Genomic DNA, 24146 nt, shown 5'->3' on the forward strand with positions numbered 1-24146 from the left:
TTACCGCGGTTATTGAGTCATTGGCTCCACTTGTACGGGATCTTGGTGAATAATCACCTCGGCATCTTCAAAGGCGGCCTTTACCCTAAGCCCTATGGTATCGGCAATACTGTGGGCCTCGTTTAGGCTTAAATGGCCGTCTAACTCCAAATGGAATTGAATAAAAATGGTTTTACCTGCTTGGCGCGTGCGTAAATCATGAAGCCCTAATACTCTTGGATCTTCCTTAGCAATTTGTTTTATCCGCTGACGGGTTTCTTCATCTAACTCACGATCTAACAATGCTTGAATCGAGCGGTAACCTAAATCAAAAGCCTGCCGGCCTATGTAACAGGCAATCAGTACTGCAAATAGACCATCCGCCCACCACCAGCCATATTGAGACAATATGAGTGCTAAAAGCACCGCGGCATTGAGAAATAAATCTGACTTATAGTGCAACGAATCGGCTTCAACCACAGTGCTATTCGTTGCCGCTAGCGCCCGTTTTTGCAGCAAAACTAAGGCGAGTGTCAGCACAATTGCGACTACAGAAACCACTACGCCTAAGGTGGCATTTTCAACGGGTGAAGGATTTAGCAAACGTTCGCCGCCATAAAATAGCAACAGAAATGCCGATCCCATAATAAAAGCCGATTGCGCTAGCGAGGCTAATGGCTCAGCTTTGCCGTGACCATATCTGTGGTCATGATCTGCGGGAACGAGAGCATAGCGAATGGCAATAAAATTGATAATCGAGGCGAGTGCATCGGCGAATGAATCCGTCAAGGATGCCAACATACTGGCAGAACCGGAATACAACCAAGCTAACAGTTTGATTGTGATAAGGGTCAAAGCAGTAGCCACGGAAGCGCGACTAGCTAATTTGACCCAAAAATCGTATTGGGAAGTTTCAGTCATAGGGGTCTATATCGGGAAGCTATGACTCTATTGTATATCAGCTTACAAGCTTAACTGCGAGGTTCTTTAGCAGCTTGTGCTTCAAATCGCGCTTTAAACTTAGCTTGTTGCTCGGGCGTCAGCAGATTGTAAATTTGATTCTGCATCTTCATCCTTTCAATCGCTTGCGTTAGACGTTTTTCCTGCTGAGCACTCAGCAGTGCCTTAGCTTGCGCCTCATCGAAGGTGGCCGAGGTGATCAACCCATGCATTTCAGTTCGGTGCGCTAAACGCTCTTCCTTCGAAGGTCTATCATCACTACGTGCTGCACGTTGCTCAGCAAACAGTTTTTTAATGTCTGCTTTTTGTGCATCAGTTAAGTCTAATCCTTCGAACATTCTATGCATGCCATCATGCTCCATGCGATCGCCACGTTTATGAAACTCACCACGAGAATGCTCACAGCCTTGGCTAGGCTCAGCACTCACTGCTGTCGCCAATACTGCGGAGCTTGCTAAGATGGCAAATAGACCTGCTTTTAAAGGAGATAATGTTTTCATCATATTAACCTCAATAATTCAACTTCATGTTGTAAAGATAAGAAATAGTGACGACCCTTTTAAAAGCCGAATCACTTTCGACGATAACAGTCTAAAGCCTCATATGTAAGTGAGGTCGTGACCTGAGTAAATCAGTGTAAAGTTGCGCCAATAACCATACCCGAACCACCTTAAGGAGCAGAAACTCGACTCTGGAACTCGCTTAGGTAAAACAGATTCTCTATTCTTTACTTTGGCTTACATTGCTACACAGCAATTGACATCAAAAGGGGTATACTCAGGCAAAGTACTAAAAGTGCCTGCGATTTACTGAGCCCATGCCGGTCTGCAGCACCCGTTCACCCAGATTAAGGAACACTATGAGTCGGATATTATTAATCGATGATGATCTCGGTTTGTCAGAACTCCTTGGACAATTACTCGAACTCGAAGGGTTTAAACTCACGTTAGCCTACGATGGTAAGCAAGGCTTAGAACTTGCCTTGGCTGCAGATTACGATTTGATCTTACTCGATGTCATGTTGCCTAAATTAAATGGCTTTGAAGTGCTGCGCGCCCTGCGCCAACACAAGCAAACACCGGTGCTGATGCTCACGGCTAGAGGCGATGAGATTGACCGCGTGGTGGGGCTTGAAATCGGTGCCGATGACTATTTGCCTAAACCCTTTAACGACAGGGAGCTTATCGCCCGTATTCGCGCCATCATTCGCCGCTCACACTTAACCGCCCAAGAAATTCATGCAACACCCGCGCAAGAGTTTGGTGATTTGCGTTTAGATCCCACTCGCCAAGAGGCCTATTGCAATGAGCAACTGATCATCCTCACGGGCACAGAATTTACTCTGCTGCACACCTTAGCGCTCCATGCTGGCGAGTTGATGAATAAAGAAGAGCTCAATGAAATTGTGCTGGGTAAAAAATTGATGCCATTCGATCGCAGCCTAGACATGCACCTCTCGAATCTACGTAAAAAACTTCCCGAGCGCAGCGATGGCAGACCCAGGGTGAAAACTATACGTGGCAAAGGTTATATCTGGTTACCATAACGGCGGGAACAACTGTGCCTAATCGCTTATTTATCAAATTACTGCTCGGATTTTGGCTCTGTAGTTCGTTGATTATTGCCTTAGTCGGGCTGTTGCCTTTGTTGCAACAAAATCACGACCGCGCCCCAATCCCGCCCCACCTGCAAAAAGTACTGGCGACCGTAGCGCAGCGCATTCAAGAAAATCCAACTCTGCTCAAGTCCGATTTTCTGCGCCGCTGGGAGAGGCATCGAGATATGGAAGGCAAACCACTGCGGCTGTATCTCACCAATAGCCAAGGCCAAGTGATTAACACCAATAGAATCAGCCGTGGTGTACGCAGTTTTATGCTGATGGCCGATGAAGAAAAACAGCCAATTAGCCACCAATTTAAAGATGAATTAGTATTTGGCCCACACCAATTTACTCTGGAGGGAGAAACCTATTTTCTCTATGGTCGACTGCCAGATATTCATCCTCGGCCCTGGTTCTTCTTCTTTATCGAAAACAAACTACTCACCCTCAGTTTGGCCATACTGATGTCGGGATTACTCTGCGCCCTACTCGCTTGGCATTTGGGTAAGCCACTCAGTTCACTCAAGAAAAGTGCAGATGCCCTCGCCGAAGGTGATCTCAGTAATCGGGTAGATAAGGCAACCACCCAACGTAACGATGAAATCGGCCAACTCGCCACTGCGTTTAACAGCATGGCTGACTCGATTGAGGCCATGGTCAAAAATCAACAGCGATTAATGGGTGATATTTCCCACGAACTGCGCACCCCACTGACCCGCCTGCAATTGTCACTGGCACTGGCCCGTAAGAAAGGCCAACAAACTACAGAAACCGACCGCATTGCCTACGAGGCAGAGCAATTAGAACAACTGATTGCCGAGCTGCTGGAGCTATCGCGGGTCAAACTTAGCACCAATGAGACCAAGGTACGCCTTGGCTTAGCCGAGTCGCTAAGCCAAGTATTGGACGATGCCGAATTTGAAGCCGATCAACAGGGTAAAAAGATCACTATCGATATCGATGAAGCCATCGAACTCAGCCATTATCCGAAATCCCTGTCCCGAGCGATAGAAAACCTGCTGCGCAACGCGATTCGTTATGCCCAGAGCGATATTCACCTGCGCGCGAGCCAAACCAACGGCCAAGTACTGATCAGCATTAAAGACGATGGCCCGGGGATTGATCCTGCTGAGCTTGAAGCGATTTTCAAACCCTTCTATCGCCCCGATTCGGCAAGGCAGCGGGAAAGTGGGGGCTGGGGGCTAGGGCTCGCCATTACCGAAGCGGCTATTAGCGCCCATAAAGGTAAAATCAGAGCCGAGAATCGTCAGCCACACGGCCTTGAAGTCAATATCAGTTTACCGACCTAAAAATATAAGCCCCGCTAACACTGTTAGCGGGGCTTATATTATCAACAACCAACTGCCGTTAATTCTTAATCCCTAGCTGTTTTAATTTGCGATACAAGGCATTACGGCTAATCCCCAAACGCTTAGCACATTGGCTCACATTGCCCTCGCAAGTACGGTAAGCCTGCAATACGTTCAGATTTATGGTTCCATGGAGCGAGTCGATGGTGGCGGAGCTAGACTCGGCCAGTTCGTGCGGATGCGCCGTGGTTTCGGCTTCAACAACCTCAGTTAAGGTGTGCGGCTCAAACGCCAGATCCATTAGCTTTTGAGCAAGGTAATCGGGGAGATGATTGATCTCGAGTACAACCTCACCTTCGGCCATCAAACACGCCACCTGCATTAGGTTATCCAGCTCCCGTAGATTGCCGGGCCAATCGTAACGCATTAGCTGCGCCAATAATTCAGCACATAAGGTTTGTGGGCCGCTGCGGTGACGGCGGTGCAATTTATGGATAATGCGCTCAATATCCTGCCGCTCACGCAGCGCAGGCAAGCGCACCTGCAATCCATTCAAGCGATAAAACAAGTCCTGACGGAACAGCCCCTGCGACACCAGCGACTCTAAATCCATATGGGTCGCGGCGATGATCTGAATATCGACCTTAACACTTTGATTACTGCCGACAGGAACGACCTCACGCTCCTGCAGCACCCGGAGTAACCGGCTTTGCGCCGCCAGCGGCATCTCGCCAATTTCATCGAGGAATAAAAAGCCACCGTGGGCTTGGCGGATCTTACCGATAAAACCAGTTCGATTAGCGCCAGTAAAAGCCCCTGCCTGATAGCCAAATAACTCAGACTCAACTAACTCCGCGGGCAAGGCGGCGCAATTCACCGCCACTAACGGCTGCGCGCGACGCGAACTCTGGGCATGGAGCTTTTTGACAAACTGCTCTTTACCCACCCCAGTTTCACCGAGCACCAGCAAAGGGATTTGTTTAGTGATGACCTTATTCGCTTGCTGCCAAGCCCGCTCAAGCAAGGGATCGCGAAATCTTACCCCCAATTGACTCTGCGGCTTATCTTGAATCGTCTTCGCACTTTTGGTCTGCGTAACACCCAACGCCTGAGTCTGTAAGTGCAGGGCCAAATCCCGATTAAAGCCCCCCGCACGCGTCCAGCTATCCCCCAAATGCAGCTCTAGGCTATCGCCCAGCTTGGCTTGAGTCAGCAATTGTTTTGCCATGGGATTACAGCCCACAATTCGCCCGTCACTGTCGGCAATCACTATGCCTTGCCAGCCAGAACTTAATAAACTCGGCTCGGCTGCTAAATCAATCCGATAATGGCTATCGGGCAGATGACACAGCAGCGCCGTTTCGACCTGCTGTGCCAGACTCGACACTAACATTAAAGTCTGCTGTGAATGCCGCTGTTGCTCACTGGTGATATCGAGCACTCCAAGCATCTCGCCTTGGGGTGAAAAAATCGGGCAAGCAGTACAACTCATAAAACGATTTTGGCGGATAAAATGCTGCTCTCCAACCACTGAGACTGCTTGCTTGGCCATGAGCGCCGTCCCTATGGCATTGGTGCCTTTATACTGTTCAAGCCAGTTAACCCCAATATCAAGCGCTACATCCGCTAACTTACTGGAATAACGACTCACGCCCCAATGTTTCAGCACATAACCGTCAGCATCGGAGAGCAATAACCGGCTATTGGATTGCGCCATCAGTTGATTAAACAGCGGCAAGGCATGGGATTGTACTAATTCGATGAGCTGCTGATATTGCTCATGTTTATGTTTGAGCTCTGCGCGCGTGAGCCTGAGATCCTCACCAGCACGAAACTCTGATAAGCCAGCACCTAAGCTGCGCTGCCATGAATCGGCTAACCATGCCTGTGTGGTTGGAAAATGCGGTTTTACTGTCATAGCCATGCTCCCCGAGCGCTGTTCCATTTCGGCACACCTATGGTGTGTCGTTGGATGACAAAATGACCACAGGGCAACTTTCCATCCTTGAATGCCCTATTGTTTTGGATCTGCAAAATTAGCTTTTCATCATACTGTTAGCTCAACAAGTGTACAACTCCTGCCAGTTTGGCACTGTCCTTGCGATACCCGTTTATACGCAGTACTCAAGTGTTGCGTAAGAGAACACCAACTTAATCAACAACTTTGTCAGTCAATCCGATTGGCAAAGGATAAAAATAACAACAGTGCTCAAACCTATTTCAACAAGACCCATGCTGAGACGCTACACATTTAGCGTTTTCGGCAGCCACAGAAGGAATAACACTATGATTTATGCTCAACCCGGAACTCCTGGTGCCATCGTTAACTTCAAAGAAAAATACGCCAACTTTATCGGTGGCAAATGGGTCGCCCCAGTTAACGGCGAATACTTCGATAATCGCTCCCCCGTCAATGGTCAAAACTTCTGTAAAATTCCCCGCTCCGACTATCGCGATATCGAACTGGCGCTCGATGCGGCCCATGCCGCTAAGGATGTCTGGGGCAAAACCTCAGTCACCGAGCGTGCGAATTTACTGCTGCGTATCGCCGATCGCGTTGAGCAAAATCTCGAATACTTAGCCGTTGCCGAAACCTGGGAAAACGGCAAAGCGGTGCGTGAAACTCTCAACGCCGACTTGCCTCTGTTTGTAGACCATTTCCGTTACTTCGCTGGCTGCATTCGAGCACAGGAAGGCAGCGCCGCCGATATTGATGGCAACACCGTCAGCTACCATTTCCCAGAGCCATTGGGTGTCGTCGGGCAAATCATTCCGTGGAACTTCCCGCTGTTGATGGCGGCATGGAAAATCGCCCCCGCGCTCGCCGCAGGTAACTGTGTAGTGCTTAAACCCGCCGAGCAAACGCCCGTCTCTATCCTTGTGCTACTCGAACTGATTGAAGATCTGCTGCCGCCCGGCATCCTTAACGTCGTCAACGGTTTTGGCGCCGAAGCGGGCCAAGCCCTCGCCACCAGCAAACGTATCGCTAAACTGGCCTTTACTGGTTCCACCGAAGTGGGTTACCACATCTTAAAATGTGCCGCCGAATCACTGATCCCATCGACCGTCGAACTCGGCGGTAAATCGCCTAACCTGTATTTCGCCGATGTGATGGACCACGAAGACGAGTATTTAGATAAAGCCGTCGAAGGTATGTTGCTGGCCTTCTTCAACCAAGGCGAAGTCTGTACTTGCCCATCAAGGGTGCTGATCCAAGAGTCGATTTACGATCGCTTTATCGAAAAAGTGCTCGCCCGTGCGCAAACCATCAAGCAGGGCAACCCGCTGGATACTGCAACCCAAGTGGGCGCACAGGCCTCCCAAGAACAGTTCGATAAGATCTTAAGCTATCTCGCGATTGGTAAAGATGAAGGCGCGCAGGTGCTCTTAGGCGGCTCGCTCTGCCAGCTCGAAGGCGATCAAAGCAAAGGCTATTACATCAGCCCAACGATCATGAAAGGCAATAATAAGATGCGGATTTTCCAAGAGGAAATCTTCGGTCCGGTTATTTCGGTCACCACCTTTAAGGATGAAGCCGAAGCCTTAGCAATTGCCAACGATACCGAATACGGCCTTGGTGCAGGCGTGTGGACACGGGATATGAACCGTGCCCAACGTATGGGCAGAGGCATTCAGGCTGGCCGCGTATGGATTAACTGCTACCATGCCTATCCTGCCCACGCAGCCTTTGGTGGTTATAAGAAGTCAGGCATCGGCCGTGAAACCCACAAGATGATGCTCAATCACTATCAAAACACCAAAAACCTATTGGTGAGTTACGATATCAATCCGCTCGGGTTCTTTTAAAGATAGGGTTAACACCAAAGGGCGCATCGATGCGCCCTTTATTTTAGATATTTATCATGTGATTGACTGACATCAGCCAAACGCTGCGCCAATGCATCCATTGAGGCTTTAGTATGAGGATCATCTCGAGGAGCCAACACTTCAACCAGTAATAGTTTAGATGACAAGGTAAACCAAGACGGGCGAGGTTCAATCACGATATCCATAAACAACTGGTTATAAAAGTGCAGTCTTAAGCGATTTTCAGCCATAGGCCAATGGGCGTAAAGCAAAAATGAGCCATATTCCCTCGCTAAGGATGTGGTCGTCACCAAGCCATATGCATCATTAAGCAAGCTAAATTCTAAGGATTCTTCAAAGGGGCAATCGTAGGAGGTCAGCAGTAGATAGCCTTGGGTGCCATTGGGTAAAGTGCAGCGGTACTGGGCCTCAAGCTGCCTTCCCGCAATATTGACCCCAGTAGCTTGCTGATTGAAATACAAAGGCTGAGTGATCGCCTCGGTATCGGACACTCGCAGTGTGAAGGCTGTTATCGGCTGCATGCTGTATCCTTCCTGTGCCTTGAAATAGCTAATTTCGCTTCCAATACAAGCCTATCAATATCAGGTATCCCACAAAATACGCCAGCAAATCAAGTGGATCGAAATGGCTACCAATCACAATTCGCGCCAAGCGGTTACCGCCCAGCCCCAGCTTGTCCACTAAGCCCCAATACTGACCAAATTCGATAGCGAAGGCAAACAGCAACACAGCCAATGCCAACCATGGCGTGTGCCAAAAGCGATTGATTGATTCCCCTTTTGCATTCACCACGGGCACTAGCGTGCGCGCCATGCAAAACAACAGGATCACCACTAACACGTCACCTACAAAACCGCGAATAAATCCCGAAGCCGCAAAACGGGCGATCAACACTTCGATAATAAACAACAGCACCGCATAAATTAAAAAAGATTTTCGTTCGGGCTGACGGCTAAAAAGATGGACTGGCATAAACAGGTTGCTCCCTTACCTATCGAAGATGAAGCGGCAAAATCTAGCTTAATACCAATACCTTAACAAGCTTAGTTCGATGGATTTCTCACTTATTTACCCAGTTCACTCATCAGAACAGCGGGCAAGTTCACTCCGCAAAATTTAAGCGTCGTTTAAGTTTGGCTTTAGTAGCCTGCAAGCACACCACCTTAGGAGCAACAGATCATGTCCTCAAATATGCAGCAAAACATCAACGTCTGGGATCCCTTGATCCGTATCTTTCACTGGTCATTGGTGGGCTTTTTTACCTTAGCCTACCTCACCGAAGGCGAAGACGAATGGATGAACATCCACAGTTACGCCGGCTACAGCATCTTAACCCTGCTGGTATTTCGCCTGTTGTGGGGCGTGATTGGCACTCACCATGCGCGTTTTATCAACTTTGTCACCCGTCCGAACATCGCTTGGACTTACCTGAAGGAACTCTTCACGGGCAAGGCTAAGGATTACATCGGCCACAATCCCGCAGGCGCACTGATGATAGTCGCCCTAATCCTCAGCATAGGGTTCACTGGCTTCTCCGGCATGGCACTTTATGCCACCGATGGCCAAGGTCCACTGGCCACAAGCTTTTTCGCTACTTGGCCCGAGGGCACACTGAAGGAAGTACATGAGTTTTCCGCCAACTTCAGCCTGTTTTTAATAGCTACCCATATCGGCGGCGTGATTGTCAGCAGCCTGCTGCATAAGGAAAACCTCGTCAGAGCCATGCTGACAGGTAAAAAGCAGCGCCCGCTGATCCAACAAGATGAACATCAATAACCGCCGCAACTCGACCGTTCAAAGGAGTCAGAAATGAACTACGTGAATAAACACAGCATCGGACTAGCAATCACTGCGCTACTACTCAGCAGTGTTAATGCCAGTGCCGCCAATACCAAGGTCGCCAGCTTGCCACTCAGTGCCGAGCGAATTGGCTTACAACTGCAACAATATCAAGCACAAGGTGCAGGCCCCTTTAGCGCCGATGCAGGACAAGCGCTGTGGCTACAGCAGAGTGAGGATCGCAGCTGTGCCAGCTGTCACACCGCCAAGGTGACAGACCCAGGTATGCATCAAAATACCCGAAAACCCATTGAGGCCATGGCGCCGTCGCTCACCAGTAACCGTTTAACCGATGCGGCCAAGATTGAGAAATGGTTTAACCGTAACTGTAACTGGACCTTTAAACGCGAGTGCACGCCTCAAGAAAAAGGCGACGTACTGCTGTGGCTAAGTTTGCAATAAAGGCGTTATCCACATCCATTTTAGTAAGCAAAACGTAAGGAAATACCATGACTAAACAAGCCCATCCCCTAAGCTGGATTGCCGGTTCCACACTTACTGCCCTCGCCCTGGCGATAGGCGTCGTAGGGCTCAGCTTAACCTTTACCAGCACGGGTTATGCCGACGATGGTCGCGAGCTGAATCAAGCCATCCCACAAAATGCAGAATACTCGGCAGAATGTGGCAGCTGCCATATGGCGTATCCCGCAAATTTACTGCCCGCAGACAAGTGGCAGGCAATTACCAACAACCTAAACAATCACTTTGGTGATGATGCCAGCCTGACGCCTGAAGCAACGGCGAGAATTGAGCAATATCTCGTTCAACATGCCGCGCAAAATGGTAAGGTGATGAAAAATAGCAAACCTTTAATTGCTGCTATGGGGCCACAAAAAATTACCGAGCAGGCATTTTTTATCCGTAAGCACGATGAGATCCCAAGACGCATGGTGCAAGATAACCCCAAAGTCGGCTCATTCAGCCAATGTAGCAATTGCCACAACCTCGCAGAGAAGGGCATATTCGATGAAGATACCGTTAATATTCCTGGCTTTGGCCGCTGGGATGATTAACAGCCCAAGCTGTCTAGCCCATGATGACGACCTCTCTAACAAAGTGGTCGAATGGGTGAAGGAGGGTAAAGTATTACCCTTCGACACCATCATGCAACGCTATGAATCACGGTTAAAGGGACGTTTGCTCGACCTTGAAGTCGAGCAAAAACACGGCCGCATCATCTATGAACTCGAAATCCTGCGCGACGATGGCATTGTCTATGAGATTAAGATCGATGCCAAAACGGGTGAATGGCTTAAGGAAAAGGTCGACTAATGCGCTTACTCTTGATTGAAGATGATGCCGACTTAGTAGCTCGCCTCATTCCCGCCCTTAACAAGGCGGGCTATACCGTTGAACATGCCAATAACGGCATCGATGGCGCCTTTCTCGGTGAGGAAGAAGCCTTCGAAGCGGTGATCCTCGATTTAGGCTTGCCCGGTAAGCCGGGCTTAAGCGTACTGAGCCAATGGCGCCAAAAGGGTCTGCTGATGCCTGTGTTAATTCTTACGGCACGCGATGCTTGGCACGAACGCGTCGATGGCCTTAAGGCCGGCGCCGACGATTATCTCGGTAAACCTTTCCATGTTGAGGAGCTGCTCGCCAGATTAGAAGCGCTGATCCGCCGACACTTTGGCCGCGCCGACAACCTGCTGCAACATGCTGGCGTCTCCCTCGATGTGGATAAACAAGCAGTGACCAATGCCGAAGGGGAAGTTATCGAGCTTACTAAGATTGAGTATCGCCTGTTGCATTATTTAATGGCCAACCCGACTAAGATTGTGTCCAAATCCGAGCTGAGCGAGCGCATTTACGAAGAGGAACAAATCAAAGACAGCAATGTAATTGAAGTGTACGTCAACCGACTCCGCCAACGCTTAGGCAAAGATTATATCGAAACGCGGCGCGGCCAAGGTTATCGACTCAAGGATGCCTAAGCGTGTATTCACTCAAAGCCTATCTCACCCGTAATCTGCTTATCACCCTCACCTGCGCCATGGCGCTATTGTTGTATTTGCTATTTCAAGGCATTCAAATCTTGACCCAAGACTTTGTCGCCTCGCGCCTACAACACGATGCCGATAGTCTGATCTCCGCCCTCGAACCGCAAGCCGATGGCACTTGGTCACTGAGTGCCGACAGGCTCCCCAATGTGTATCACAGGGTCAACTCAGGTCATTACTTTGCGATTAACATCGGTGAGCAGCTATTACGCTCGCGCTCGCTGTTTGATCATGCCGTTTCACTCCCCAATCTTAACGTTGGGGAACAACAACAGGCCACTCAATACGTTGGCCAAGAACACTGGCTGATGTTCAGTCAGACAATCGTCAAAAATGGGCAAACCATCACCCTCTGGGTAACGGAAGACATTAGCTCGCTCGAGCAAACCCAATTACGCTTTCTAGGCTTTGCGGCGGTAGTGGTACTGCTGACCATTATGATCCTGCTATTTGCCCAACATCTGTTGCTCAAGCGGGGCTTTAAACCGCTAGAGCAAATGCCAGATGCCATCAGGCAACTGCGACTCCAGGGACAAGAAATCGATACCCAGCACACGCCAACAGAAATTAGCCCTTTGATTGAGGAAATCGAACGCCTCATGAATCAACTGGGGCAAAGGGTACAACGCTCACGCAATGCCTTGGGTAATCTTGCCCACGAAATGAAACGCCCTCTGCAAGGGCTACAATCCTACCTCGATAGCCTAGCGCCAGAGCAAAGACGCGAAGGCAGCAAGGTGCTCGCGGATCTGCACCATATTATTGAGCGAGAGCTTAAGCGCACTAAAATCGTCGGGCTCTCCACTCCGGGGCGTTTCACCGTGCTCAATGACGATCTGCCGCCACTTATCCAAGTGATGCAACGCATCTATCCTGAGCGTCAAATTGATAGTCAGTTTGATAAAACACTGGTCATGCCCTTCGACCGGGACGACTTGCTGGAACTGCTTGGCAATCTGCTCGACAACGCCTGTAAACATGCGCATCAACGGATACAGCTTTGTATTGAGCAGACTCATGCCAGCATGCCGGCGTATCTGATTGAGGTCAGCGACGATGGCGAAGGTGTATCGGATAGCGATTTAGCTGTGATTACGGAGCGAGGGATTCGGCTCGATGAGAGCATTCAAGGCCATGGCTTAGGCCTGTCGATTTGCAAAGATATTGTCGAGAGTTATCAGGGGGAACTTAGCTTTACGCATTCAGCACTTGGTGGGCTAAAGGTTAGCGTGATATTGCCTCTGCCGCATTAAGCGCACAGCAAAGCTAATGCTCTGCTGTGCGATGGGCTTTACGACTTGTAAGGCATAGGGCCAAGATAATCTTTCTTACCCACATCCACACCGTTGTGGCGCAGAATCGCATAGGCCGTCGTCACATGGAAATATAAGTTCGGGATGGCATGCTCAATCGCAAACTCATACCCCGTCAAATACTTACCTTCCCAACGCGGTTGAGAAACATGGATAGTCGCCGCATCGGCAAAATCTGCCTCAGTAAATTGAGCTAAGTACTCGACAACAGAAGCAATACGTGCTTGCAGCTCTGGCAGAGTCGTTTCAGTATCATCATGCTTAGGTACGGTATCTAAATTCCCCGTGAGACGCGCGACCCCAATCTTGGCGGTATCACAGGCAATCTGGATCTGACGGATCAGATTAAATTGATCGGGTGCTAAGCGGGAATTCAATAATACCGCCATATCCACCTTCTTCAAGTTGGCAAAAATCTCACCCTTTTCCAGAATAAGACTCAAGTTTTTCAGCATCTTGCTAAATTGAACAGCCGTTAAATCATAAAGCATGACATAAACTCCTGTGATAAACGCCACCAGATTGCAGCACTAGAGACTATATTGGGGCAAAAAGGATGATTTCAACAGAGTTAAAATTTCAGCTTTGCTAGGGCGTGTTGACGTTTCGAGATTAAATTTTGTTCGTTCTGGCAAGCTCGTGCTCGCGAAACGAGGAATGATGTGTAGTTATTCTACTCAAATGACGAGCGGCTCTTATGACAGAAAGTAAGAGCAAGGGCTTGCCAGACGAACCCTTCGGGCAGCATTTGGCTGACGTTTCTGCTGCGTTATCGTCCGTTTATGTAGAATAACTACACTGCACGGACTTTTCCTTGCATAAAAGCCAGCCAAATTGCCGCAAAAACAACCCTGAAACGTCAACATGCCCTAGATACAGACGGCCTTTATTGATCCCCAGAAAAATCGAGTATCTCGGGCCATAATCCATCCGTTTTTCCTCTCTCGATTGCTAGACTAAAATGCATAACACCAGTTAAGGTGTTATTTTTGATTCATTTCAAATGAAAATTCACGTTTATTCAGTCTTATCAAAAATGAAATGCCGTAAGGTATAACTATTTACAGCCAACGCAGAAAATAACATAAAAACAATTTCTTAGCATTTATCCAGAAGCTTAACTATCAATCTTCTTTATGCATCGATTAATCGTATTGCCTGAAAAATAAAAGGCCTCGCATCGCTGCGAGGCCTTTTACTTTAAAGAGGTTGAGTTGGCCGATAAGCCGACTCCTCGCAGCGGAATCTGTTCAGTAATGGTAAGGGTTAAAGGCGCTTTACAATCTTTTGTGTCTCAGTTTGAGACACAAAATGTAGCACACTAAAACCAGACTACCGGATAGTCAGAATTTTGCAAACGAGTATTTAGCTGGTGTGCTTTTGGGGTGAATTTTCAAAAAATACCCCAAAAACAATGAAACGGGTGGCTTTAGGGAAACGCGTTTTTTCTAGGACTTTGAGGCCTTAGAAGCTGGTGGGGTCTTATATTTCTTTCTGAACTCTCTAGATAACTTCACTAGCTCTCTCTTTTTGTCGCTAATCATAGTTCCGAAGTTAATGAAATTAAGTCGTTGGTTATCGTTCTCATCGGTAAGTTGCTTTGACAAGTAATCTGCAATGCCGACGTCTATAGGCAATCTTCTATGGATATAATTGGAGCCTTCAGGACGCCACGTATTCATCCAATATTCAGAATTGTGCTCCTCGATTGGAGGAATCACATTCCCACTTTGTTCTTCCTCTAGAGCGGTTAAATCTGTATACCGAAACTTTGTTATGTAGCTATCTTGAATCTTAATAGCACTGTCATAATGGTTAGCATCCTTCTTGAGAAGCTCTCTCAGCGCAGGAAATCGATTTGAGGCAGACTCCTCACTGATTGTGATGATATGGGCGTGTGAGAGCTTTTTAGAGGCTTTCCCGTGTTCTAAAACAATTATGGTTGGCAATCCCCAACCTCTTTCTCTTAACTTCTTACCGTAAGCATGAGCTGAAAGATTCTTAGCCTTGGCTTTGTGAGAAAAGTATACCGTGGCTAACACTAAGCGACCTGTAACGATTCGCTTAATAATGAGGTCTTTCATCGCCAAGAATGCGTTTTCTAGTTCTCTGGAGAAAAATCTAATCTCGCCACTATTGGTAAGACAGAGCTTTGTTTCTCGTGCTCTTTTTTTCTCTTTTCTATCGATGCTAACTAGGGGCTTGTAGTGATAGCTATTGAGATGTGATCCCTTACCTTTGACTTCTGCTTTCGGAGTTTCTAACTCTTCAGCCTCATCCTGTATTAAGCAATCATCTAATTCTTGTTCTTCTAGCTCAGTTGTCTCTTGCTCTCTATCTAGTAAGTTATAGTAATGGATATTACTACCTACTGGACTATCGTCCATTCCAGCTGCTTTTGCATACTCTATAGCCCGCAACACAGCTGGGATACGGGTATTTTCCGAAGTTAAATTTTCGAAATCCAAAATCGTATTTTCATTACCATTTTTCTCGGACAAAAATTCCACACTTTCTAGGCTAGAGTGATTGGTTTCGAAGTTAGATTTCATAGCGGTTTGTTCTTATAAACTCAGTGATGTTCTAATAAAAAATTGCCTCTCGAGAGAGAGGCATCAGATAAGGCTGCATTAGGAAGCTTCTACGGTAGTGAATTTCCCTTTTACATCGAGAATTTCAACCTCTAGCATTTCTCTAACTATCAACTCCGGTAGATCTTCGTTGACCTCAGGTTCTTCACCTAACTTAAAGCTTGCTCTTAGCGTGTCGTTTGAAAGCTTTAAGCTGGTGGCTATTGCTGACAGGGAACGTGCAATAAGTACCGCCTCTTTGGTGTCCCTTGGTGAGTCCGGTAGTTCATCCAAAAGCACATGTAATTTACTGCGTAGCTTTGACGACAAAGCTAGATCATCCATAAGCAGGGCAGATGCCTTATCTCTTATGAAATCACTAGCTAGGGAGTCTTTCAGGGCATTTTGATATTTGAGGATAACTTGCTTCTTAATTTCACCGGATTTGATACCTGCTCGCTTCTGAATGCCTCTGACGGTGTGATACGAAAGGCCGAACTGGCTTGATACAGCGGCAAGTGAGTAACCTGCCGCAATCATCGCTAAAACTTCGCCTTCGATATGGGGCGGAGTCTTAGCCAATAACTTCTCCTACTTCGTTCAGGTTTGCCCGTAATCTTAGAGTGTTTAAGCCTTCAGCTATCAGATACGCAACCAAATCCCGATACTCCATATCGGAGTGCTCAGCAAGCCCAATGATGATTTCATTCAGCTCTTTACGTATACGAATAGGGTGGCTTGTGTTGATGCTCATATTACTTCACCCCCAAGATCGGCAAGGTTACGTTTTTAGCAATATTAGCTTCACGAAGTAAGAAGTCTGCCAATGTGGATTGTTGTAGGCCGTGACCACGCCCAAAAGTAGTGCAACCAGTGAGCACCAAGGCTTCCAACGCTTTAATATCATCAAGGCCAGTGTTCTTTGCGACCTGCTTGATTGCTTTCGCTGTGACTTGATCACCAAACTTTAGGCCGTTGATGACATTCTTGAGTGCATTAAGGTTTGCAAGTGCCGAGGTTTGGTCATTCGTCTCAATGGCGTTAATGGCTGTAGAAACGAGATCTGAACAAAAGTGGATTCTATCTAACATTATTAAGTCCTTGTTTAGCTAAAGAAGCGCTGATTCGGTATAAACCACCTAAGTGTTGATATTTAGAGGTTTCCTTGACCTCCTGCTCTAACTGTCTCTGTTTCCTCTGCGCTTCTTTTTGCTTGGACTGTTGATTGATTAGTTCTTGCTCCTCGAATGAGATTTTTTGGGGTTCATTCTGCTTGTATTTATTAGCTAGTCGATAAATCTCGTACTCTGAAAGTTGATTTAAATAGCTTAATTCTAAACCTTGCTCTTGGAGATCCAGAATTAAGATATCTAGCGTTTTAGATATGTTATTTCTCATAAATTTTTTTACTCTCTATAAGGATAAATCTTTATGATTCAGACACCTGCATTATACACACAATGAAGAAATGTAGCTACATCACATAGCTACATCAACTGTTTGTAAGCTGTGCATAATCAGTGGATATGTAGAAAAATAGATCTTTATCAGCGGGTTAGTGCCAGCAAAATATTTTGCTCTTATAGTTCGATCGCTTCTAATTTGATCGAGTTTTGCTTTTTTACCCTTTGGACTGTTGAAACTGAACACCCGAGCATCTCAGCAGTTTTACGAATACTCATGGTTTGCAGGTGAGTGTTAATCGCTTGGTGAAGCTTTTCATCCTTGTTTTGGCCTCCCCATGTTTTCCCTTCTGCTTTAGCTTTGGCAATGCCTTGGGCTTGTCTAACCCTTCTCGCTTCGTAATCATCCCGAGCCATACCCGCAGCGAGGTCAATCATAAAGTTAGTGAGAGCCTTTTGAATGAAACCGGAATTCACATCGTTTGCTGTTAGTGCTGAATGTGTTTGAGGTTGGTCGGCTATCACAATGATGATCCCTTTGCTCGCAATCTTGCTCTTTAAACTCTGCCAAGTTTCCCAAGGTAAACGGCTCAAGCGATCCATCTTCTCAATGAGCAGAATGTCCCCCTCGGATGCCTCCTCAATCAGCCTATTTAGCTCTGGGCGGTCAGGGTCATTTCCTGATACGTTTTCTTGATAAAAGGTCGTAATCTTTACGTGGTGAGCTTTAGCAAAGGCGATTAACTCAGGTTTGGCGCGTAAGCTGTCTTGATCTTTGGTTGAAGCTCGAAGGTAGGCACGAATGGTAAGATTAGGTGTATTCAGCATGTGGTGTCTCAAGTCATTACATTTAGGTGTATTCATTTGGCTCTGAAAGCCGCATTCCTACGTTATACCAAATGTATTCATTGAAGTATACATGGTGAATATTCAGATTTTCAATTTTATATGTTAAAAACAATGAACTGGTGTAGTGTATTTAAGCCATTTTTAGGTTAAAGGATTGAATAACATGCAAGAAGTAAAGGCTAAAGAGAATATAGAATGGCTAATTGAGCAGTATAAGAAAGTGAAGCCTAGGCCATACTCTGGTGTCTTAATTTTTGCTGGTGTAACGATCTTGATAGGGCCCGGCTGGTGGCAGGATATTATTGCCAATTTTGTATATAGCCATTTTCTTGACCACATAAGTAAAGCATCCACTCCCCCAGCATCTACCAGCGTTTGGGTTGGTTTTGTTCTAATTTTTATTGGCTTAACTTGGGACTTAGCACTACGACATTTAGATAAGAAAAGTTCAAATGTTGACAACTTTGAACCAGTAAAGAAAGCAATGGAAGACAAAGAACTAGATGAGAGACGCAAATGGGAACCAGTCATTCATAAGTTGATTCATTTAATTGAACGATCTGAAGGCTGGTTTTATGTAGGGTTTAAAAAATTATTTATCCCCTCCCAAGAAAACTTCGGTTTGGCTGCGCATAGTTACAAAATGCTCACAAAGCATTTGGATGATTTAAAAAATTTAACGAATAACTTAAGAAGTGAGGATATGCCTGAATTTATTGATATTTTATCCACACTAAATTGCCTTTTTATTAAAATGGAATTTTTAATCACAATGTATCAGGATTTTAACCCGAAAGCTGATTATGTAATTCACAGTCCTGCAAATGAGTTAACTGAGTTAACTGAAAAATTTTTTTCTACGGCAGCTAAACATAACTACACAATCAAGACAGAAGGGACTGACCCTAACTTAAGAAATGATACATTATCAGAGTGGAAAACATTTTGTGAAAGAAACCCTATTTTCGACACTCCAAGTCAGTACCAAGCGACAAAAGCACGTGATCTAATTATTTTCGATGTTAAAACAATGCAAGAAATTAAGACTCTCGAACCCGGAATGATGCTCAAAATCTTTATGACGGATTAGAAAGTGTTTATTTGGAATCTAGACAGTTAATTACTGCTATACAACAGTACTTAAAAATATATATTACGGTGTAACGACTCTCTATTCACGCTGATAAAAACAAATGTAAATCAGCTTCTTAGAAAACTTAGAGAGGGTTCAACTCCCTCTTAAACCACCCTTTTCGGCAACTATAATTACACTGAGCACTCCACCAGCATCAGTTCATTCAAATCCCTATAAAACAAAAAGGCTACCTAGCGTACTTGGTAGCCTCTTCGCTGATAGAATTAGATTAGCTTGATTTCATCACCAATCTAAGCAATCAATTACGCAGAGCAAATCGTTTAGCTCAAACTCATTTGTATAAATATCAGTAGTGCCGCCTTCTGAAAGTTCATGACCAATAACAGTTTGTATCTTAGCGAGACTGATGTCCTGACTTCTGGCTTTGGTCACTACCGTATGTCTCAAACTGTGGAATGAATAACGCCTCTTTTTCGGCGTTGTTTTGGGTATGCCAATCGCATCCAAACTAAGCCTAAACTTTGAGGTAATGTAATTATCAACTTTCACATCTCCAAAAAGCTTTTCCTCTATATCCAAAGAAGACTTCTTAGCCTTATAGAACCGTACAAAACCTTGCTCAAACAGTGACTTATGCAATGGAATCATACGTTCAGCATTTTCATTCTTTCCCTTTTCAATGAACAAGAAGAATCTGTCACAGCTCTTATCATAACGAACGGATGAAATCTTTAGATTGAAAAGATCTCCTCGCCTAGCTCCGGTATATATTCCAAGCAACATAATCCATTTGTAGTCAGAACACGGCTGTGATTTCCAGTAATCGACCACCTGACTAATTTGAGTATGAGAAAATGAAGCGTATGAAAGTGATTCAAACTCGACACGAACCCCTGTCGTAGGTGCTACCTTCAACCACCCCATTTCATCTGTCAGATATCGTGAGAACAATGACTGATAATCTTTTAATGCTTCTTTAGCTTGCTTAGATGCAACCAACTCGTCTTCAGAAACACTTCTTTCTCTTGCAGCCTCGACCGCTTCTTCGAGAGTCCTGCCGCAGTAAGGGCTCTTGTTACGTCTCGGCATATTCGAAATACAGTCTAATAAATCACGAAGTTTAAATTTCGTAACCTCATGAATACTGATATCACCAAGTATCAGGAGTAAAAGGTCAAAGTTCCGCATTCGAGCGTTTTTGGCAGAAGCAGTTAACCCCAATGAACCATCTTTATTTCTGCGATTTCCACGCCAAGACATGTACTGGCGAATTGCTTCAGACAATGACACATCAACATTAGGAGGGCTGGCTTGAGTATTCGGTATAACAGAATGATTTTTAACAATTATATCATCATTCTCCACCATAAAAGTGCGGACTTTTCTAGCCTCCACAGCGTCATTTTCATCATGAATTACTACATCACCGTAGATTGTTTTTATCATGGAGAAATGCATTTTCAGAGAGGTTTCAAGATTTCGAGCCATTACAACACCTTTTAATTCACAAATTTTAGATACAACTATCCTAGTGAATTCCAAAGCAACATCTGGCGATCTTGTATTTAAACTCTGCCTTAAGACGGCAGGTAATCCGGTCATATCTTGGACTACTCTCGGTACTCGATACCGCAAGTAATAGATCCCATTCCGTAGATAGGTATGGGGAATTTTTCGTGTCTCAGTTTGTAGCACATCTTGTAGCACAAAGGCCTCGCATAGCTGCGAGGCCTCTGTTTACAAGAAGGTTGAGCTGGCCGATAAGCCGGGTCCTGTCGTGGACAGTCATTCATCTAGGCCTGCAATCGCTCACAGGCTCAAGCGACCTACCCGGTTCCAACGCGAGCCACGCCATACGGAACCCTATTTGGTCTTGCTTCGGGTGGAGTTTACCTTGCTACGGACTATTGCTAGCCGCACGGTGCGCTCTTACCGCACCCTTTCACCCTTACCACCTTAGCCGAGGCTATGATGGCGGTCTACTCTCTGTTGCACTTGTCGTCGGTTCACACCGCCCAGGCGTTACCTGGCACCCCGCTCTTTGAAGCCCGGACTTTCCTCCCCGTTCTTGCGAACGCGGCGACTGTCTGGCCAACTCGGCGCGGATTATAGCCTAAGCCTCCTGTATGTACCACAGTTAATCCAAGTACCTAGTGTCAGCGCTTATAAATCAGACGCTAAGCCGAACTTATACAGGGCATTCTTTTTAAGACCGTGAATTTGCGCGGCAATGGCGGCGGCTTTTTTAAGCGGCAATTCTTCACAGAGTAACTTGAGTGTGTTGATGGCAACGGTTGGGATAGCTTCATCATCCTCGGCCGCACGGTGACCGTGCACCATCAGCACTATCTCGCCTTTTTGCTGGTTAAGATCGCTGCTGACGGTAGCCAATACCTCAGCCACTGGGCCGCTGAGGAAGGTCTCGAAGGTTTTAGTCACTTCACGCGCCATCACCACCTGCCGCTCACCGCCTAACACTTCAACCATAGTCGTTAGGCTATGTTCGATACGGTGGGGAGATTCATAAAAAATCAGCGTGCGCGGATCTTCCTTAAGTTCAAGCAACTTATCGGCGCGAGCTTTTTCTTTCGAGGGTAAAAAGCCTTCAAAGGAAAAACGATCCGACGGCAAACCTGAGGCACTTAACGCCGTAATCGCCGCACAGGGGCCAGGCAGGGGGATCACCTTAAACCCAGATTGGCGCACATGGGAGACCAAGTGATAGCCGGGGTCTGATATCAGCGGCGTGCCCGCATCGGAAATTAGCGCAATCGACTGCCCTGCGGCTAGCTGATCCACAATCCACTGGGCGCGAGCACGCTCATTATGGTCGTGCAGTGCGATGGTTTTAGTTGAAATGCCAAAATGACTCAATAACTTGCCGCTATGGCGGGTGTCTTCACAGGCAATTAATGCAACCTGGCTGAGCACGTCAATAGCACGTGGGCTCATGTCCCCCAAATTACCAATAGGAGTGGGAACGATGTAGAGTGCGACGCTTTGGTCCATATATACCTCTGTAATGACAGTGCCAAGACTTTCGTCAAGCGCAAGAGAAGGTTAAACTAGAGGCAGCATCTTACCAGAGTGAAGCCCAGTGTTAAAAAGCCTGAATACAACTAAGTTAGTTTCCGTGGCCATTTTATCCGCAGTATTGGCGGGTTGCGGCAGTCAAGCGCCCAGCAGCTCTACCAGTACAGCGCCCACCGTGGCCACCTCATTAGCCTCTGCTCCATTGGCGCCAAATGTGTATTTAGCACAGGCCGCTAATAGCAAAGATCCTCAGCAACGTGATACTTACCTGCTGCTGGCGGCGCATGCGCATATCAATGCGAACGACTATGCGGCGGCGCAAAAGCTGCTCAAGTCGATGCTGCCAAGCCTGACTCAGGTCCCGACGCTAGTGGCTGAGCATAAGTACCTGACTGCGCGGGTGCTGGAGCATACATCGACGCCGCTTGATGCTCTGAAAACGCTAACTTACCCAAGCACTTGGGTATTACCCGGCTGGCAAATGGCAGCGTATCATCAATTAAGAGCACATTTATTCCAACAGAATAAACAGCCTATCGAACAGGTGCGCGAATTAAGTTTATTGACCACCTATTTACCTCCCGCCGAGGCGAATGAAGTCAATAATCAGATCTGGCAAGTGTTGCAACCGATGCACGAGCAAACCTTGCTCGCATTCACCAAAGATGCCAAAAGCCCTGTTTTTGCAGGTTGGTTACAACTGGCGTATATCGCTAAGCATTATGCGGTCGATCCCAACCAACTGGTCCGTTATTTAGGCGACTGGCAAAAACAAAACCCTTATCATCCTGCGGCGGCGAAGTTGCCCGCGGATTTAGATCAAGCGTTAAACGCCAAACCTTATACTCCAAAAAATATCGCTGTACTCTTACCGCTCACAGGCCAGCGCGCCAGTGCCGCCAATGCGATTCGCCAAGGTATTTTGGCCAGTTATTTAGCCAAACCGAATGAGCAAGTCTCAGTGAATTTTTACGATACCGCCAATGACGCAGTAGCCGCCTATCAGCAAGCGGTAAATGCAGGTGCTGAGTTTATTATTGGCCCGCTACTGCCAAATGAAATCGATCAATTATTGGCATTAAACACTGGTACTGCGGCAACTAACACCCCTGCCACTGGCACGCCAGCAGCGCCTGTTGCGGCAAGCGCGCCGATCCCGCAACTGTTTTTAAATCAAACAGACAAGTTTGTCGCTGATGCTAATAAGTTTTACTTTGCATTATCACCAGCACAAGAAGCAGCCGATGCAGCAATACGCATGTATCAAGATGGAGTAACTATGCCACTGCTACTCGCCAGCAACGATGCTATCGGCAAACGTATGGCCGAGAGCTTTATTCAAGCCTGGAAAAAGAAAAGCGATACGCCCATCGAAGTCTATTACTACGACAGTGGCGATAAGATGAAAACCACGGTGCAAGATGCGCTCGGCGTTCGCGATAGCCAAGCCCGTATTGCGCGCATCAAGGAACTACTGGGCAATTCAGTACAGGCCGATTTTCGCTCGCGCCAAGATATAGATGCGATTTATATGATCTCGACGCCGCAGGAGTTAACCCTGCTCAAGGCCTTTATCGATGTCACCTTTAGCGTCTTTACTCAGCCCGTGCCGTTGTACACCTCGAGCCGTAGCCGTATCGATAATGAATCGAGCCAAACTGCGCAGGATTTAAATAACCTCACTCTCAGTGACGCACCTTGGTTGATGCAAAATGGCGAAGAAAACCTGATGGTTAATACCTTATGGCCCGGCTGGAACAACGGCCAAAAACGCTTATTTGTGATGGGTTATGATGCGATGGATTTGATCAGCAAACTGGCACAAATGCGCTCATTCACAGGTTACCAGTTCAATGGACGTAGCGGCGTGTTATCCGTCAATCCAGACGGCGTGATAAACCGCCAATTAAGCTGGGGACGCTATCAAAGAGGCAGTTTCCGTCAACTATGACACTCGGACAGCAGGCAGAGTCGCTCGCTCAAGGTTACCTCGAACAGCAGGGTTTAACCTTTGTCGAGCGCAATGTCCGCTATCCCTTTGGTGAAATAGACCTCGTCATGCGCCATAAACACCACTGGGTATTTGTTGAAGTAAAATATCGCTCAGCAAATCAATTTGGCGGCGCAATACAAGCACTTAGCAAAGCACAAATCGGCAGGATCCGCATGGCGGCCAGTCATTATTTACAGAGCCATAAATTGGATGTACCCTGCCGATTCGACGTTGTCGCCATCGAAGATACGCAGATCCAATGGCTGGTCGATGCCTTTTAAACGAGGCTCTCGACTCAGCTAATCGAATAATTTTTAACGCTTATGCCTCAACTCCACCGTGGAAATATGGCATCATAGCCACACTTTATCCT

The 24146-nt window shown here is 46.8% G+C and carries 26 protein-coding genes and 1 other RNA gene; 12 read left to right on the forward strand and 15 right to left on the reverse strand.

All coding sequences use genetic code 11. The annotated features are described in order from the left end of the window. Positions 1-9: 9 nt before the first annotated feature. Positions 10-900 carry a cation diffusion facilitator family transporter gene (locus tag HG547_RS15290; RefSeq protein WP_169548291.1) on the reverse strand — a complete coding sequence of 297 codons (891 nt, stop codon included), beginning with the start codon at positions 898-900 and terminating at the stop codon, positions 10-12. Between the two features lie 50 nt (positions 901-950). Next, complete coding sequence (locus tag HG547_RS15295; protein ID WP_169548330.1) at positions 951-1439, reverse strand: Spy/CpxP family protein refolding chaperone; 489 nt, start codon at positions 1437-1439, stop codon at positions 951-953. 359 nt (positions 1440-1798) lie between these two features. Here HG547_RS15295 and HG547_RS15300 point away from each other — a divergent pair, with 359 nt between their 5' ends. Both HG547_RS15300 and HG547_RS15305 read left to right on the forward strand, forming a co-directional pair. Beyond that, a complete protein-coding gene (locus HG547_RS15300) occupies positions 1799-2485 on the forward strand; it encodes a response regulator (protein ID WP_037423088.1) in 687 nt (228 codons plus the stop codon). A 14-nt stretch (positions 2486-2499) separates the two neighbouring features. Then, complete coding sequence (locus HG547_RS15305; RefSeq protein WP_037423086.1) at positions 2500-3849, forward strand: ATP-binding protein; 1350 nt, start codon at positions 2500-2502, stop codon at positions 3847-3849. 58 nt (positions 3850-3907) lie between these two features. On the opposite strand, the gene HG547_RS15310 is transcribed toward HG547_RS15305, so the two are convergent. After that, entirely contained in the window at positions 3908-5767 is a 1860-nt protein-coding gene (locus tag HG547_RS15310) for a sigma-54-dependent Fis family transcriptional regulator (RefSeq protein ID WP_169548292.1), read from the reverse strand. Positions 5768-6135: 368 nt separating this feature from the next. Here HG547_RS15310 and HG547_RS15315 point away from each other — a divergent pair, with 368 nt between their 5' ends. Continuing rightward, a complete protein-coding gene (locus HG547_RS15315) occupies positions 6136-7656 on the forward strand; it encodes an aldehyde dehydrogenase family protein (protein ID WP_169548293.1) in 1521 nt (506 codons plus the stop codon). Between the two features lie 38 nt (positions 7657-7694). Here the strand turns inward: HG547_RS15315 and HG547_RS15320 are convergent, their stop codons facing one another. Together HG547_RS15320 and HG547_RS15325 are read right to left on the reverse strand one after the other, a co-directional pair. After that, complete coding sequence (locus HG547_RS15320) at positions 7695-8198, reverse strand: hypothetical protein (protein WP_169548294.1); 504 nt, start codon at positions 8196-8198, stop codon at positions 7695-7697. A 28-nt stretch (positions 8199-8226) separates the two neighbouring features. Then, positions 8227-8649 (reverse strand): DUF2809 domain-containing protein, encoded by a 423-nt coding sequence (locus HG547_RS15325; protein WP_169548295.1) that lies wholly within the window; start codon positions 8647-8649, stop codon positions 8227-8229. 207 nt (positions 8650-8856) lie between these two features. On the opposite strand from HG547_RS15325, the gene HG547_RS15330 reads away from it, so the two are divergent. From HG547_RS15330 to HG547_RS15355, 6 genes are read left to right on the forward strand one after another with little or no spacing between them, the layout of a single operon-like run. Then, a complete protein-coding gene (locus HG547_RS15330; RefSeq protein ID WP_169548296.1) occupies positions 8857-9453 on the forward strand; it encodes a cytochrome b/b6 domain-containing protein in 597 nt (198 codons plus the stop codon). Between the two features lie 33 nt (positions 9454-9486). Then, positions 9487-9918 carry a DUF1924 domain-containing protein gene (locus tag HG547_RS15335; protein ID WP_037423065.1) on the forward strand — a complete coding sequence of 144 codons (432 nt, stop codon included), beginning with the start codon at positions 9487-9489 and terminating at the stop codon, positions 9916-9918. A 47-nt stretch (positions 9919-9965) separates the two neighbouring features. Continuing rightward, positions 9966-10529, forward strand: a complete 564-nt coding sequence (locus HG547_RS15340) for a diacylglycerol kinase (protein ID WP_169548297.1) — start codon at positions 9966-9968, stop codon at positions 10527-10529. Next, positions 10522-10788: a PepSY domain-containing protein gene (locus tag HG547_RS15345; RefSeq protein ID WP_037423059.1), complete on the forward strand. Its 267-nt coding sequence runs from the start codon at positions 10522-10524 to the stop codon at positions 10786-10788. Before HG547_RS15340 ends, HG547_RS15345 begins: the two co-directional genes overlap by 8 nt. Beyond that, entirely contained in the window at positions 10788-11450 is a 663-nt protein-coding gene (locus tag HG547_RS15350) for a response regulator transcription factor (protein WP_037423056.1), read from the forward strand. Before HG547_RS15345 ends, HG547_RS15350 begins: the two co-directional genes overlap by 1 nt. Before the next feature lie 2 nt (positions 11451-11452). Next, a complete protein-coding gene (locus HG547_RS15355) occupies positions 11453-12769 on the forward strand; it encodes a sensor histidine kinase (protein ID WP_169548298.1) in 1317 nt (438 codons plus the stop codon). A gap of 38 nt (positions 12770-12807) precedes the next feature. Here HG547_RS15355 and HG547_RS15360 read toward each other — a convergent pair whose 3' ends face one another. From HG547_RS15360 to HG547_RS15390, 7 genes are all read right to left on the reverse strand, one after another. Then, positions 12808-13320: a DUF1993 domain-containing protein gene (locus HG547_RS15360; RefSeq protein WP_169548299.1), complete on the reverse strand. Its 513-nt coding sequence runs from the start codon at positions 13318-13320 to the stop codon at positions 12808-12810. Positions 13321-14277: 957 nt separating this feature from the next. Then, complete coding sequence (locus HG547_RS15365; RefSeq protein ID WP_169548300.1) at positions 14278-15381, reverse strand: hypothetical protein; 1104 nt, start codon at positions 15379-15381, stop codon at positions 14278-14280. Between the two features lie 78 nt (positions 15382-15459). After that, positions 15460-15981: a helix-turn-helix domain containing protein gene (locus HG547_RS15370; RefSeq protein WP_169548301.1), complete on the reverse strand. Its 522-nt coding sequence runs from the start codon at positions 15979-15981 to the stop codon at positions 15460-15462. Next, positions 15974-16153 (reverse strand): hypothetical protein, encoded by a 180-nt coding sequence (locus HG547_RS15375; protein WP_169548302.1) that lies wholly within the window; start codon positions 16151-16153, stop codon positions 15974-15976. Before HG547_RS15375 ends, HG547_RS15370 begins: the two co-directional genes overlap by 8 nt. A gap of 1 nt (position 16154) precedes the next feature. Further along, a complete protein-coding gene (locus tag HG547_RS15380) occupies positions 16155-16490 on the reverse strand; it encodes a hypothetical protein (protein ID WP_169548303.1) in 336 nt (111 codons plus the stop codon). Next, a complete protein-coding gene (locus HG547_RS15385; protein ID WP_169548304.1) occupies positions 16480-16797 on the reverse strand; it encodes a hypothetical protein in 318 nt (105 codons plus the stop codon). Before HG547_RS15385 ends, HG547_RS15380 begins: the two co-directional genes overlap by 11 nt. A gap of 182 nt (positions 16798-16979) precedes the next feature. Next, positions 16980-17666 carry a recombinase family protein gene (locus tag HG547_RS15390; protein WP_169548305.1) on the reverse strand — a complete coding sequence of 229 codons (687 nt, stop codon included), beginning with the start codon at positions 17664-17666 and terminating at the stop codon, positions 16980-16982. A 148-nt stretch (positions 17667-17814) separates the two neighbouring features. Here HG547_RS15390 and HG547_RS15395 point away from each other — a divergent pair, with 148 nt between their 5' ends. Further along, the gene (locus tag HG547_RS15395; protein WP_169548306.1) at positions 17815-18741 is read left to right on the forward strand and encodes a hypothetical protein; all 927 of its coding nucleotides are present in this window, start codon (positions 17815-17817) and stop codon (positions 18739-18741) included. A gap of 288 nt (positions 18742-19029) precedes the next feature. On the opposite strand, the gene HG547_RS15400 is transcribed toward HG547_RS15395, so the two are convergent. The 3 genes from HG547_RS15400 to rsmI all read right to left on the reverse strand — a co-directional run bounded on the left by HG547_RS15400 (position 19030) and on the right by rsmI (position 21756). Next, entirely contained in the window at positions 19030-20454 is a 1425-nt protein-coding gene (locus HG547_RS15400) for a tyrosine-type recombinase/integrase (RefSeq protein ID WP_348981364.1), read from the reverse strand. A 38-nt stretch (positions 20455-20492) separates the two neighbouring features. Continuing rightward, positions 20493-20846, reverse strand: an RNA gene (rnpB, locus tag HG547_RS15405) — RNase P RNA component class A. Between the two features lie 64 nt (positions 20847-20910). Next, complete coding sequence (gene rsmI / locus HG547_RS15410; protein ID WP_169548308.1) at positions 20911-21756, reverse strand: 16S rRNA (cytidine(1402)-2'-O)-methyltransferase; 846 nt, start codon at positions 21754-21756, stop codon at positions 20911-20913. Between the two features lie 88 nt (positions 21757-21844). On the opposite strand from rsmI, the gene HG547_RS15415 reads away from it, so the two are divergent. Both HG547_RS15415 and HG547_RS15420 read left to right on the forward strand, forming a co-directional pair. Beyond that, positions 21845-23731, forward strand: coding sequence for a penicillin-binding protein activator (locus tag HG547_RS15415; RefSeq protein ID WP_169548309.1), 1887 nt, complete (start codon positions 21845-21847; stop codon positions 23729-23731). Next, the gene (locus HG547_RS15420; protein WP_169548310.1) at positions 23728-24054 is read left to right on the forward strand and encodes a YraN family protein; all 327 of its coding nucleotides are present in this window, start codon (positions 23728-23730) and stop codon (positions 24052-24054) included. Before HG547_RS15415 ends, HG547_RS15420 begins: the two co-directional genes overlap by 4 nt. The last annotated feature ends 92 nt before the right edge of the window (positions 24055-24146 follow it).

Origin of the sequence: Shewanella sp. DNRA4 (genome assembly GCF_012843185.1) — a bacterium.
Taxonomy (GTDB): domain Bacteria; phylum Pseudomonadota; class Gammaproteobacteria; order Enterobacterales; family Shewanellaceae; genus Shewanella; species Shewanella xiamenensis.